The organism is Mogibacterium diversum, from assembly GCF_002998925.1.
Taxonomy (GTDB): domain Bacteria; phylum Bacillota; class Clostridia; order Peptostreptococcales; family Anaerovoracaceae; genus Mogibacterium; species Mogibacterium diversum.
In genome coordinates, this window is the sequence record NZ_CP027228.1 from 648,001 (window position 1) to 661,364 (window position 13,364).

The following is a 13,364-nucleotide window of genomic DNA, read 5'->3' on the forward strand; positions in this document are numbered from 1 at the left end:
TTACAAAATGCAAATATATTATTGTATCCATTTGCGTGTAGCGTTATTCATTGATACTATAATTTGTCTAATTTACTAGTTTTATATCTATTTTTAGATCTTCCTTCATAGTATTTTTTAATAGTTCTTCGGTCCATTTCATATAACCTTGCAAGCTCTGAAAAATTTGGTTTAATGTCGCTAATTTTTAATATTTTTAGTTGAGTTAATAGTACTGTATTCATGTGCATTTACCTCCACGAATACAGTATCATATGCCGTTCTTTTGTTTTGCTGATAGATAATTACTAGGTGTTGGCATATCCGTTCCATCAAGAACTGCTCCATCTGGTAAGTCAACAGCATCTATTTCTTTTGGCGTGAATGTTGGAATATCATTCATTAGTATTTCTACTTTTTTACCTTTTTCTATTTTTTCAGCAGCAGGCTGTGGTTTCCCTCCTGCTTCTACACGTCTTCCACCTCTGTATGTTCCATCTTTAGCGACGGTATCACCTCCTAATACTTAAATATAAAATCTCCCTTCAATAAACAATATTGTTTACTGTAGGGAGATTTTGGTTTAACTATGTTTGTCTAAAAATAGAAAAGATCCTCAAATTTCTTTTCTAAAGCAATGCAAAGTATCAAAGCTAATTTAGCAGTGGGGTTAAATTGACCAGTTTCAATTGAGCTGATTGTGTTTCTTGAAACACCCACCTCATCAGCTAACTGTTGTTGTGAATAGCCTTTTTCTTTTCTGACTTCTTTTAAATGATTTTTGAGAACTAGTTCATCATCCATAATCCATCACTACTTCAATGTTATAAGGCTAGCTACAAATAAGGCAATTCCTATAATCGCCATAAGTATCCCCACTAACAATTGCTTTCTTTCTTTTAGTTTTGTATACTTTACAAGTTCTTTCGTTGCTTCAATACTAAAATAAATACTTAGTATTCCATAATTAAAGGAATTGAAGAAAAAAGCTTCAATTCCAAATAGGATGGCAGCAACAGCTAATCCGATTTGGCTGGAAATTTCACCTGCTTTTTTAAAAATATCAACCATCATCTCATCGTGATATTTATACCCCTCACGACTTCTTGCTAAAACTTCATCTCTCTTCATATTCATTCTCCTTTATCCTTTTGCCAAGTTTACTTGGTATTAATATTGTATCATGCCAAGTTTTATTGTCAATAGGCTAGAATAAATATTTTACCTTTCGAATGATATTCTTTAATACCTCCTTTGAACCCGTTTTTTTGCGTGAGAGGGCGGCACCGTTCATTGGGACTCGCAAATAGATACAATTTCACGGTATAAATTGTTAATGCACCTCACTATCGTTTGAAAAAAAGAGATGGAATTTATCAATCTCCCATAGTTTTACATTCGATTTTTATCCTAGAGACATTGAATTCAAGCACCTTTTTATTGCTTGTGCAAAGTCATCAGGATTTTCCCATGCCATTGAGTGCCCAGCATTTGGAACAACTTCAACAAGAATACCATGCTCTGTTAATTTATCAAAATCTGCATCAGGCAATGATTTTTCTCCAAAAATAAAATATTTTGGAAATTCAAGTCTATATAAAAGTTCTCTCCATGATACTTTACCACCACTAACAGCATTAACAGATAATTCAAATGCGGCTTTTGGTAGCCAGCTTCTTAATGTGGCGGTCCACATTGTATTTCCTGATTTTTCATACTCTATAAGTTTCTTTTCAAAAGACTTATCTAAATCCATCTCATTAAAATTTGCAAATTCAAAACTTGCTGATCCAGGAGTGCTAGGTTCTAAGTTTGATTCACTAAGGATAAGAGCATTTACACGACTTTTTAACAAAGCAGACAATTCTATAGCTATTGCACCTCCTAAACTGTGACCAAATAAAATAATTTTTTCTAAATTAAGATCTTCAATAAATTCTTTTAAGTATTTAACATGTGAAGAAACTGTATATTTAAATAGTAATGGTTTATCACTATAACCCGCACCCAATAAATCAACTAAAATTATTCTATGTTCACTTCCAAGAGCAGATGCTACTTCAACGTAGTCAAAAGATCCCGCACATCCTAAACCATGTATAAATACAATTGGTATTGAGTCACCATAAAAATCATTATATCGAATTTTGTATACTGTACCTTTAATTTTATATTCTTTCATTTGTACCTCACCATCAATATTCTTTAAAATTGCATAATAATGGCCATCCAAAGTTAAAAGACAATATAGCTAGGCTTCCTTTTCAAATGACAACTTACCTTCAATATAAGCAACGCATATAGCAGAATATGCCAAACCAAGATTCTTATCTTTAGGTTTTGAGTCCAAAATTTTTTTGTTAATTGTAAAATCAACTTGAACACTTGAATAAAAAAGTAATCCGTGATGGATTCTTTGCTAGAATTAAGTTATCAAAGAAATTCAAGAAAGGAATCAACATCATGGATTAACTAATTCTACTACATTTACACCTGATAGGGAAAGATGTCAGCACTTAAACTTTGAGGACATATGCAGCATTCGCATCTTTACTAAATCTGGTTATTATCTACGCAAGACTCCCGAAGCCGTTGGTTACTCCGCTTCTACGGTTCTAAACGAAATTCACAGGGGTACTGGAAAGTGCAAGACACATTAAGCTCATACTAATAAACGTATTCTTGGTGCTCGCATAGATGAACGTCTTAAGATTGCTTCACTCAAAATTGAGTGTGGTCACTGGGAAATAGATACCGTTGTAGGACATAATGCCGGCAAGGAATCTGTCGTCCTGAAATTAGTCGAAAAATAGACTGATTACTATATAGCCATAAAGTTACTAGCGTTAAACAATGTCAAAATCAATATATCCGTCTTCTGGACTTGCATCAATGACTCTGATTCTAATCGACTGTCCGAGTGTAATTACACTTCCACTAATCTCATCAATAGCAGAATATGTCTTCTCATCAACTATATATCTATTACCAAGCAGATCAATACTTACAAACCCCTCTATCGTATTCTCAAGCTCAACGTATATACCGTGAGATTTTACTCCACTTACAACCCCGTCAAACTCACTGCCGATATGATTACGCATATAGATAACTTGGTAATGCTTTGTAACCTTTCGTTCAAGCTCCATAGCATTTCGTTCAGTCTCTGATATGTGCTTACAAGCCTCCTCCAAGAACGCATTATATCCTGTTCCATCCGAAATAAATTCTCCTGCGTGAATTTGATTCTTAATCGTTCTGTGAACGAGCAAATCAGCATATCTTCTGATTGGGGATGTAAAGTGACAATAGTACTTAAACGCAAGACCGTAGTGACCTAGGCATTCTGATGAATAATATGCCTTCTGCATTGTTCTAATCATAACACGGCTTACTAGTGCTTCTTCTGGTTTGCCATCAAGCATAGTAAGAATATTGCTTAGCTCCTTTGTCTTTATCGAATCTGATTTGCCATTGAGACAAAAGCCTAGATTCATCAGGAATTCCTTTAGCTCCATCATTTTAAGAGTATCGGGTTTCTCATGAACTCTATAGGCAAATGGCTTTTTCGCCCAGAAATAGTGCTCTGCAACAGTCCTATTAGCAGCAAGCATAAATTCCTCAATCAATCGGTTAGCTACTCTGCGATTAGACAGAATAACATCTATCGGCTCACCATCTTCATTTAATATTATCCTTGATTCAGGTAAATCAAAGTCAAGACTTCCGTCACGTTTCCGTCTGCTTGAGAGGATATGATATAATTCGGAGGCGTCTGTCAGCATCGGATACGCATCAAAATACTTTTTTATTTGTTCCTCATTATTATTCTCTAGCATATCCGATACATCATCATAAATTAACCTGTAATTAGACTTAATTATTGATTCACTAATATCGTAATTTACAACATGCCCTTCATCATCAATTTCCATTGCACAGCTAATCGTAAGTCTTTCGACATCAGGATTTAAACTGCACTCGCCATTTGAAAGACGTTCAGGAAGCATAGGGATAACTCTATCAGGTAGATATACACTATTTCCTCTACTTAAAGCCTCCTTATCAAGAGAACTGCCTTCACGTACATATTCCGCAACGTCAGCGATGTGTACAAGCAACTCGTAATTTCCATTATCTAGCTTTCTAACGCTTATAGCATCGTCAAAATCCTTTGAATCAGCTCCATCAATAGTTACGGTCATAAGCGCTCTGTAATCCTTACGTCCATGCGAAGGAACAGTCTTTACTCTATTAGCTATTTCATCTGCATCATTTATTACTCGATTAGAGAAATGTGGTTTAACGTTATAATCAGCCATTTGACTGAGAATGAACTGATCTTTATCTCCAGCTCTAGCTACTATTCTTTTAATCCTACCTTCGGCAATATAATCGCCTTTAGGGTATCTAATAATCTTCGCCTTAACGATATCTCCAGGTTTAGCACTGCTAAGATTATGCTTAGATATCATTATATGGTCGTTATTTTTATTAATGGGGTTTACAAGGTATAAGCCACGCTGCACGATTAAATGTCCGATAACGTATTTACAGCTCCGCTCTACGATTTTAATTATATTGCCTTCAAAAGCACCCCGCCTTCTGTGATTTTCACGAGACTTCACTCGTACAATATCCCCATTCATGGCACCATTCATGTCTCTTCCTGATACGAATATATCAGCACCATCATCAGGGCACACGAAACCAAACCCACGTTTATTCTTCATGAGTTTACCTTCTACAATCATCGTTCTCCTAGCGTTTCGCTTCGGCTTCTTTATCTTTCTTCTTCTAGACATCTCATCCTACTTGTAAATATAAAAATAGGCCGACAAAAGTCGGCCATGATAATCTATTGATTATTTATTCTTCTGTTGATTCAGCTTCAGCTTCAACTTCTTCTTCATCACCAAGCAAAGCCTTAATGCTTAGACTGATTCTCTTTCTATCTGCATCAATTTCCATAATCTTAGCAGTAATCGAATTTCCGAGCGCTAGCTCATCAGAAACATTCTCGACTCTTCTGTTGGCAATTTCAGAAATATGAACTAGTCCATCAAGACCAGCTTCTAGCTCAACGAATGCGCCATAGTCCTTAATCTGAACTACTTTACCTTCAATAATCTGACCAACCTCATACTTTGAACCAACTAGCGACCATGGTTCAGGCTGAGTCTGCTTGAGACCAAGAGAAATCTTCCCTTTCTCTTCGTTTAATGCAAGAATCTTAACGTTGATAATGTCTCCGATGTTGAGAACCTCCTTAGGGTGCTTAAGCTTGCCCCAAGAAATTTCAGAGATGTGAAGAAGACCGTCAACACCACCGATATCTACGAATGCACCGTAGTCAGTGAATCTCATAACTTTTCCTTCAACAACATCGCCAACATTTAGGTTCGCCCAAATCTCTGCAACCTGCTTACGCTTTTCGTCAACTAGTACAGCCTTTCTTGAGAAAACTGCTCTGTTACGCTTGTTGTCAACCTTGATAACCTCAACATCTACTGTCTGTCCTAGGAATTCATCGGCATTTTCAACATATCTATCAGATAGCTGAGAAAGAGGAATAAATCCTGAAATCTCCTTATAAGCTGCAATTACTCCGCTGTTAACAGATTTAACGAGCTTAACTGAAATAATCTCCTTATTAGCCTGTGCTGCGGCAAGTTCCTTGAAGTTCTCGTTCATCTCGAGTCTCTTCTTAGAAAGAAGAATTCCACCCTCACCATCATCTGACTTCATTACCTTGGCCTGGATTTCATCACCTTCCTTAAATAAGTCAGCTAGAGTCTGTCCTGGCTCTAGAGATACCTCATTCTTCAAAAGGATTCCATCCTTCTTGCATCCAATGTTAACGATTACCTCGTTATCCATTACCTGATGCACAGTTCCATCAACAATTTCTCCAGGTCTTGGTAGACGTAAAGAATTCTCAATGTCATCCATATAATCCAACATTGGATTATGATCCACATTAGCTGTGACATTTTCGCTCATACTAGCAATAACCTCCTTAATAATCCATTCGGGTGTTGAAGCACCCGCAGTTACCCCTATTTTATTATAATTGCCCAGTTCTTTCAACTCTAAATCTGAAATATCCTGTATAAATAATGCATTTTTACAGTATTTTTTTGCTATTTCATATAGTTTTTTTGAATTTGAACTATTCGGATCTCCAATAACAACCATAACGTCTACTTTTTTTGCTAGTTGCGCACAGCTTTCCTGTCTATCTCTGGTTGCATTACAGATAGTGTTTTTTATCTCATATTTGAGAGATGCCTTGTCAAAAACGCCAAGAATAGAATCCAGCAGTTCTCGCTTTATAGTTGTCTGACACACTATTAATGGAATTTTGTCAGAATTAAAATTTCTAACGTATCTATCTGCCTCTTCTTTATTCTCTAAAATTATTCCAGCATAATCACACCATCCATTGGTAGCTTTAACTTCTTGATGATTTGCACTCCCGACAATTATGATTGGCCTACCTTCTCCATGGGCCGATAAAACCAATTTGTGAATCTTAGTTACAAATACGCAGGTTGTGTCTATTAATTCTATACCTTTTGCATCTGCCTTATCGTAAAACTCCTTTGGTTCCCCATGAGAGCGTACAATTACAACGTCACCTTCTTTTGCTTCATCGAGAGAAGAAATCATTTTCACTCCCATGGATTCAACCCTTTCAGTGACAGCCCTATTATGAATTAGATTGCCGCACGTGTATGTAGTACGGCAATCTTTTTTTGCTCTATCTATTCGTTCAAAGGTCTTATCAATGGCTTTCTCTACACCAAAGCAAAACCCAGAATGATCAGCTCTTATTATTTCCAATTATCCACCTTACCAGTTTTTAGAAGCACTTTTTCCCAGGGAATTTGGCACCAGCTCCAAGCTTATCTTCAATTCTTAAAAGCTGGTTATACTTTGCAACTCTATCTGTACGAGCAGGTGCTCCGGTTTTAATCTGTCTTGCATTGATGCCTACTACTAAATCTGCAATAGTAGTATCTTCTGTCTCACCAGATCTATGCGAAACTATTGCATTGTATCCGTTCTTTTTAGCAAGTTCAATTGCCTCTAGTGTCTCAGATATACTTCCAATCTGGTTAAGTTTAATTAGAATTGCATTTGCACAGCCGAGCTCAATACCCTTTGCTAATTTTTCTGGATTAGTAACAAATAAATCATCACCAACGATTTGAATCTTATCTCCAAGCTTTTCAGTCATGAGCTTCCATCCATCCCAATCATCTTCGTCCATTCCATCCTCGATAGAAGCAATTGGGTATTTGTCACAGAACTCTGCCCAGTTCTGAACTAGTTCAGAAGCGCTAAACTCTCTACCTGACTTAGGCATCTTGTAATAACCCGTCTTATCGGTTTTCCAGCCACTTGCAGCAGCATCAATCGCAATTACAAAGTCATTTCCTGGAGTATATCCAGCATTCTTGATTGCTGCTAAGATGTAGTCTAATACTTCAAATTCATCCTTTAGGTCTGGTGCGAATCCACCTTCATCACCAATTCCTACGGAATATCCTGCTTTTTTAAGATCTTTACCTAACTGATGATAAACTTCAGCACACCATCTTAAGCATTCCTTAAAGGAAGGTGCACCTACAGGCATAATCATAAACTCCTGTACATCGACGGTATTTGACGCGTGCTCTCCTCCATTCAGGATATTCATCATTGGAACAGGAAGTGTGTTTCCGTTAATACCACCGAAAAATTTAAATAGTGGAATACCTAATGATTTAGCTGCAGCCTTAGAACAAGCAAGAGACACTGCAAGAATAGCATTTGCACCGAAGTTACTCTTTCCCTTAGTTCCATCTGCGTCGATCATTAGCTTCTCTATTGCATATATGTCCTGAGCATCCTTGCCAAGAAGCAAGGTCTTAATCTCATTATTGACGTGATATACTGCTTTAGAAACACCCTTGCCACCGTAACGAGATTTATCACCATCTCTAAGTTCAAGAGCTTCATATATACCCGTTGATGCACCACTTGGTGTATCGCCAACTGCCACAGTCCCATCTTCTAACCATACCTCAGCTTCAACTGTAGGATTTCCTCTTGAGTCAAGAATTTCTCTGCCAATTACATTTGTGATTATAGATGACATACCATACCCTCCGTTTTTAAGTAAAATTTAATATAATATAACAGAATACACATAATATATATCTGTAATTACTGTAGTTTGAACGCTGCCTTTGCAATTTCCATAAACGTTCCAACCTCCAGGCTTGCACCTCCTATAAGGCCTCCGTTAATATCAGGTTTTTTTAGAAGTTCATCGGCATTTGAAGGTTTCATACTGCCTCCGTACTGAATTATCATTCCTTCTGCAGTTTCCCTTCCATACATCCCTTCTATCATTCCTCTGATAAATCCACACATCTCCTCTGCCTGATCTGGTGTTGCCGTCTTACCTGTTCCTATCGCCCAAATTGGTTCATATGCTATAACAATCTGTTCAACTTCCGCTGGGGTGAGTCCGTCTAGGTCTTCAGTTATCTGTCCACTGACAAATAGCATTGCATTGCCAGTCTCTCTAATTTCTAGACTTTCCCCAACACATAAAATAGGCGTGATTCCGGCATTTAAGAGTGCTTTAAGCTTCATATTTACCGTACTATCTGTCTCAGCAAAATATTCTCTTCTTTCAGAGTGACCCACGATGCAGAGATCAATATCAAGCTCCTTGAGCATAGGGACTGAAATCTCTCCAGTATAGGCTCCACTCTTTTCAAAATGAACATTCTGTGCACCGACCTTTATACCTGTCCCATCGAGTTCTCTCTTGAGGGTCTCAAGCTGCGTAAACGGTGCAATTACAGCCAATTGCTCTGGATGTGCAATCCTCTCACCTTTTAATTGGTCGGCAAAGAGTTTTGCTTCAGCAATTGATTTATTCATCTTCCAATTACCAGCAATTAAAAATTTCTTCATCTAATTATCCTGCCCTTTAATCTATTTTTCATTTAAGCATGCTATTCCAGGAAGGTCTTTTCCTTCTAAGAATTCTAGGCTTGCTCCTCCTCCTGTGGAAATATGCGTCATCTTATCAGCTAACCCAAACGAAGTCACTGCTGCAGCTGAATCTCCACCCCCAATTATAGTAGTCGCATCAATTGATGCTAGGCATTCTGCAATCGCTCTTGTTCCAGAAGCAAACGTTGGCATTTCAAACACTCCCATTGGCCCGTTCCACACTACGGTCTTGCACTTCTCAAGTTCACTGCAATATAACTGCTCAGACTTTGGTCCGATATCCATTCCCATCATGTCGTCAGGAATTTCTGACACACTATAGACACCGTGCTCTGATTCATTCGAGAACTCTTTTGCTGCTACAACGTCCACAGGTAACATGAGCTTAACACCCTTTGCTGCTGCTTCAGTCTTAATCTTTCCGATAAGTTCGTAACCTTCTTCGTCGAAAATAGATTTTCCAATGCTATAGCCTTCAGCTTTTAGGAAAGTATAAACCATACCTCCACCAATAACTAAGTAGTCTATCTTATCTAATAGATTAATAATAACCGGAATCTTATCTTTTACCTTTGCGCCACCCATTATTGCAGCCAGCGGTCTTTCCGGTTTTTCAATTGCAGCACCCAAAAACTTCAATTCCTTCTCAATCAGGAATCCCGACACTGCAGGAATATAATCGACTATACCTGTTGTTGAAGCATGCGCTCTATGCGCCGTTCCAAATGCTTCCTGTACAAATACATCACCGAGAGATGCTAGCTCTCGTGCAAACGTAGGATCATTCTTCGTTTCTTCACTTCTGTATCTTACATTCTCAATAAGAGCAACTTCTGAAGGAGCAAGATTTTTAACAGCTTCAGAAACTTTATCATCGACCACTACATCAGATTTTATAAATTTAACATGAGATCCAAGTTTTTCACTAAGCATTTCCGCTACCGGATGGAGCGAGAAATCATCATTAGGCTCACCTTTTGGTCTACCAAGATGCGATAAAATAACAACTTTAGCGCCATTATCACGTAAATAATTTATAGTTGGTAATGCAGCAACAATTCTAGTATCATCACTGATTTTACCATTTACAAGCGGAACATTGAAGTCGCACCTTACCACCGCTGTTTTATCAGACCAATCAATATCCCTAATCGTCTTCTTCATATCGTGTACCTCACTTGTACAAAATAAATGATATGCCGCGCATAATGCACGGCATCGTATAGTTATAATTCTTATTTATTATCAACTTTCCCCATGTGCTGGATGAGTCTTAGAAGCTGTATGCTATATCCGTACTCATTATCATAGAACATAATAAACTTGAAGAACCTGTCATTTAATTCTATACCTTCTCTAGCATCAAATATGCACGTACAAGGATCCCCGATAAAATCACACGACACAACTTCATCATCAACGAATTCGATAATTCCTTTAAATTCATTCTCAGAAGCTTCCTTGACCTTAGCACAAATATCTTCGTAAGATGCTGGATTCTTGAGAATAAGATTTAAATCTATAACCGATACATTCGCTGTTGGTACACGGTAAGCTTTACCTGTTAGTCTTCCCTCTAATTCTGGAATTACAAGAGATACAGCCTTTGCTGCACCGGTTGTAGTAGGAATTATATTGTTAAATACAGATCTTCCGGTTCTCCAGTCCTTCATAGATCTTGCATCAACAACTTTCTGCTTTGCTGTTGCAGCATGAATGGTTGACATCAGACCCTGATCGATTCCCCAGTTATCATTGATAACCTTACAAAGAGGAGCCAAGCAGTTCGTTGTACAAGATGCATTAGAAACAACATTGAACTTACTATCATAATCCTCGTGGTTAACACCATAGACATACGTAGGTGTTGCCTTATCTTTTGCAGGAGCCGAAATAATTACCTTCTTAGCACCAGCATCGAGATGTGCCTGAGCTTTTTCAGTAGTGTTATAAGCACCTGTTCCTTCAACTATGTATTCCGCTCCACACTTATCCCAAGGAATATTTTTCGCATCATCTTCCATAAATACTGGAATTTTCTTGCCATTTACAACGATTCCATCTTCATACTTCTCAACAGTTCCAGGGAATCTGCCGAACGTCGAATCGTATTTAAGCATATAGACGATATAATCTAGATCGGAGTTACGCCAATTAATACCTGCAATTTCGATATCATCCATATCAAGAGCTGCTCTCATGACTACTCTTGAAATTCTTCCGAATCCGCTAATACCGACTTTAATCATTTTTTCCTCCTTAACATTCGAAAAAGATTGCCATTACATAAAACGACACTATAGAAGCCCAGGGAATCCGTTCTGACGGAGAGCTTCAAATAAAACAATGTTGACTGAATTAGCAAGGTTCAGAGACCTAAGCCTTGTATTCTCACTCATGGGTATTCTAATAGCTGTGTCAGCATAATTTCCAATCAGCTCTTTAGGAAGACCTCTTGTCTCTCGCCCAAATAAGAACATATCACCATCTTCATATTCGAAATCAGTATAACAATTATCACCGTGAGTGGTAGCAAGGAATAATCTCGCATTCCCATGTTCAGAGAGGAACTTATCTAAACTATCGTGAACGATTAAATCAACGTATCTCCAGTAGTCAAGTCCAGCTCTGCGAACCGATTTCTCATCTATATTAAACCCAAGTGGTCGCACTAGATGAAGCGTAGTATTGGTTGCTGCGCAGGTTCTTGCAATGTTACCAGTATTTTGAGGTATTTCTGGCTCAACTAGGACTACATGTAGTGACAAATTCATCTCCTTAAAAACTAAAACTTTCAACAAAAATATAATATCAGTTAGGTGTTGTATTTTCAATAATGCAATTTTAAATTTATTTTTGATTCTCTCTATTATATCTACATACATCCCTTACACAGCATTCATCACATTTGGGATTTCTGGCGGTACAGCATCTTCTTCCGTGAAAAATTAATACATGATGCATATGTGACCATCTATTCTTAGGAATTACTTCCATAAGTGCTTTTTCTGTTTTTAAAACATCACCCTCATCAACGAGCCCAATTCGATTAGAAACCCTAAACACATGGGTATCGACAGCTATATGAGGCTCTCCAAACCCGACAGACATGACTACATTGGCTGTCTTACGCCCTACTCCCGGAAGTTTTTGAAGTTCTGAAAAGTTGCGAGGAACTTCTCCCCCATATGATTCAGTTAGCATATTTCCAATTCCTACAAGGCTTTTTGCTTTATTTTTATATAATCCTAGAGTTTTAATCATTCCTTCCACGTCTTTGATGTCTGCTGCTGCTAGTTGACGTGGATTCTCATAAGTACTAAAAAGTCTTGGTGTTATCCTGTTTACACTTGCGTCTGTCGTCTGTGCAGATAATACAACTGCAAGTAGCAAATGAAAGATCGAATCATAATGTAGTGCACAATCAGCATCAGGATACTCTGCTTCCAGCTTATCCAATACTAATTTTACTTCATCATCAGTTTTAAAATATTTTTTTGTTTTACGTTTATTCATGATACTACCCTTTTTTCGTGTTTAAATATTGACTTTATACATGCTTTCAATATAATCGTATACGAAGAATACATTTATACAAATTGTATACCCCATACAGTAGTGTAATTACAATTAAAGGAGCTAAATATGGTAATGAACCCCGAACTAGAGAGCAATCAGCCTCTATCAAATAGTCTTTTCGTAAAGGTCCAAAAAGACATTCTCAGCGGAAAAATACCAGCTAATTCAAAGCTTACAGAGCAGGCAATCTGCAAGAAATACAACGTTAGTAGAACTCCTGTACGCGAGGCCTTTAGACAATTAGAATCTGACGGACTAATTGAAAATATACCTAATCGCGGTGCATACGTAATCGGTTTATCAAGCCGTGATATTTCAGACCTATTTGATCTTAGGAGAACGTTTGAAGTACAAGCAGTCGAATGGGCGATTGAGCGAATGAATGATGATGAAGTAAACACACTTAGAGAGAACATCGAATTTATGGAGTTCTATACTCTAAAAAATGATGTAGATAAGGTTTTGTATTTTAATTCCGCATTCCACAATATCATCTATAAAGGTACTAAAAACAGAATGCTCTATCTTACTTTATCAACATATCAAACATACCTTAAGCACTCAGCACCTGCAAAGACATTCTCCGATGACTATCTGAAAACGATACTGCAGGAGCACAAGAATATTTTTGAAGCCTTCGAAACTAAAAATGTAGCCGCTGGTAAAACTGCTATGGAATACCATATGAAACAAAGCAAACTTCGAAGAATGTCTCATCTCTTCTAAATAACATATCAATGCGATAGCATTATTTTTTAATAATACTATCGCATTTTATATGAATTAGA

13 protein-coding genes and 1 pseudogene are annotated in these 13,364 nt (G+C 37.4%); 1 reads left to right on the top strand and 13 read right to left on the bottom strand.

Annotated elements, in window-relative coordinates; translation table 11 throughout:
- Positions 1 to 62 precede the first annotated feature (62 nt).
- The 13 genes and pseudogenes from C5Q96_RS03070 to nth all read right to left on the bottom strand — a co-directional run.
- Positions 63 to 224 (bottom strand): annotated as a pseudogene (locus C5Q96_RS03070) (IS21 family transposase); the annotation flags it as partial.
- 26 nt (positions 225 to 250) lie between these two features.
- Positions 251 to 382, bottom strand: a complete 132-nt coding sequence (locus C5Q96_RS08820; RefSeq protein ID WP_273280143.1) for a hypothetical protein — start codon at positions 380 to 382, stop codon at positions 251 to 253.
- A gap of 194 nt (positions 383 to 576) precedes the next feature.
- Complete coding sequence (locus C5Q96_RS03080) at positions 577 to 783, bottom strand: helix-turn-helix transcriptional regulator (protein WP_106056953.1); 207 nt, start codon at positions 781 to 783, stop codon at positions 577 to 579.
- A 9-nt stretch (positions 784 to 792) separates the two neighbouring features.
- Positions 793 to 1,110 carry a DUF6442 family protein gene (locus tag C5Q96_RS03085; RefSeq protein WP_106056954.1) on the bottom strand — a complete coding sequence of 106 codons (318 nt, stop codon included), beginning with the start codon at positions 1,108 to 1,110 and terminating at the stop codon, positions 793 to 795.
- 274 nt (positions 1,111 to 1,384) lie between these two features.
- Positions 1,385 to 2,161, bottom strand: coding sequence for an alpha/beta fold hydrolase (locus tag C5Q96_RS03090; RefSeq protein ID WP_106057993.1), 777 nt, complete (start codon positions 2,159 to 2,161; stop codon positions 1,385 to 1,387).
- A 664-nt stretch (positions 2,162 to 2,825) separates the two neighbouring features.
- Positions 2,826 to 4,784 carry a ribonuclease R gene (gene rnr / locus C5Q96_RS03095; RefSeq protein ID WP_106056955.1) on the bottom strand — a complete coding sequence of 653 codons (1,959 nt, stop codon included), beginning with the start codon at positions 4,782 to 4,784 and terminating at the stop codon, positions 2,826 to 2,828.
- Positions 4,785 to 4,848: 64 nt separating this feature from the next.
- The gene (locus C5Q96_RS03100; protein WP_106056956.1) at positions 4,849 to 6,825 is read right to left on the bottom strand and encodes a bifunctional 4-hydroxy-3-methylbut-2-enyl diphosphate reductase/30S ribosomal protein S1; all 1,977 of its coding nucleotides are present in this window, start codon (positions 6,823 to 6,825) and stop codon (positions 4,849 to 4,851) included.
- 19 nt (positions 6,826 to 6,844) lie between these two features.
- Positions 6,845 to 8,125, bottom strand: coding sequence for a phosphopyruvate hydratase (gene eno, locus C5Q96_RS03105; RefSeq protein WP_106056957.1), 1,281 nt, complete (start codon positions 8,123 to 8,125; stop codon positions 6,845 to 6,847).
- Positions 8,126 to 8,193: 68 nt separating this feature from the next.
- Entirely contained in the window at positions 8,194 to 8,955 is a 762-nt protein-coding gene (tpiA, locus tag C5Q96_RS03110; RefSeq protein ID WP_106056958.1) for a triose-phosphate isomerase, read from the bottom strand.
- A 21-nt stretch (positions 8,956 to 8,976) separates the two neighbouring features.
- Positions 8,977 to 10,161, bottom strand: a complete 1,185-nt coding sequence (locus C5Q96_RS03115; protein WP_106056959.1) for a phosphoglycerate kinase — start codon at positions 10,159 to 10,161, stop codon at positions 8,977 to 8,979.
- Between the two features lie 71 nt (positions 10,162 to 10,232).
- Entirely contained in the window at positions 10,233 to 11,246 is a 1,014-nt protein-coding gene (gene gap / locus C5Q96_RS03120; RefSeq protein ID WP_106056960.1) for a type I glyceraldehyde-3-phosphate dehydrogenase, read from the bottom strand.
- A 48-nt stretch (positions 11,247 to 11,294) separates the two neighbouring features.
- Positions 11,295 to 11,765, bottom strand: coding sequence for a tRNA (uridine(34)/cytosine(34)/5-carboxymethylaminomethyluridine(34)-2'-O)-methyltransferase TrmL (gene trmL / locus C5Q96_RS03125; protein ID WP_106056961.1), 471 nt, complete (start codon positions 11,763 to 11,765; stop codon positions 11,295 to 11,297).
- Between the two features lie 82 nt (positions 11,766 to 11,847).
- Positions 11,848 to 12,513 (bottom strand): endonuclease III, encoded by a 666-nt coding sequence (gene nth, locus C5Q96_RS03130; protein ID WP_106056962.1) that lies wholly within the window; start codon positions 12,511 to 12,513, stop codon positions 11,848 to 11,850.
- Between the two features lie 129 nt (positions 12,514 to 12,642).
- Here nth and C5Q96_RS03135 point away from each other — a divergent pair, with 129 nt between their 5' ends.
- Positions 12,643 to 13,302 (top strand): GntR family transcriptional regulator, encoded by a 660-nt coding sequence (locus C5Q96_RS03135; RefSeq protein WP_106056963.1) that lies wholly within the window; start codon positions 12,643 to 12,645, stop codon positions 13,300 to 13,302.
- Positions 13,303 to 13,364: the final 62 nt, after the last annotated feature.

Coding starts and splice junctions, on each gene's coding strand:
- C5Q96_RS08820 (WP_273280143.1), bottom strand. CDS start 382: ATGAATGATATTCCAACATTCACGCCAAAAGAAATAGATGCTGTTGAC.
- C5Q96_RS03080 (WP_106056953.1), bottom strand. CDS start 783: ATGGATGATGAACTAGTTCTCAAAAATCATTTAAAAGAAGTCAGAAAA.
- C5Q96_RS03085 (WP_106056954.1), bottom strand. CDS start 1,110: ATGAAGAGAGATGAAGTTTTAGCAAGAAGTCGTGAGGGGTATAAATAT.
- C5Q96_RS03090 (WP_106057993.1), bottom strand. CDS start 2,161: ATGAAAGAATATAAAATTAAAGGTACAGTATACAAAATTCGATATAAT.
- rnr (WP_106056955.1), bottom strand. CDS start 4,784: ATGTCTAGAAGAAGAAAGATAAAGAAGCCGAAGCGAAACGCTAGGAGA.
- eno (WP_106056957.1), bottom strand. CDS start 8,125: ATGTCATCTATAATCACAAATGTAATTGGCAGAGAAATTCTTGACTCA.
- tpiA (WP_106056958.1), bottom strand. CDS start 8,955: ATGAAGAAATTTTTAATTGCTGGTAATTGGAAGATGAATAAATCAATT.
- C5Q96_RS03115 (WP_106056959.1), bottom strand. CDS start 10,161: ATGAAGAAGACGATTAGGGATATTGATTGGTCTGATAAAACAGCGGTG.
- gap (WP_106056960.1), bottom strand. CDS start 11,246: ATGATTAAAGTCGGTATTAGCGGATTCGGAAGAATTTCAAGAGTAGTC.
- nth (WP_106056962.1), bottom strand. CDS start 12,513: ATGAATAAACGTAAAACAAAAAAATATTTTAAAACTGATGATGAAGTA.
- C5Q96_RS03135 (WP_106056963.1), top strand. CDS start 12,643: ATGGTAATGAACCCCGAACTAGAGAGCAATCAGCCTCTATCAAATAGT.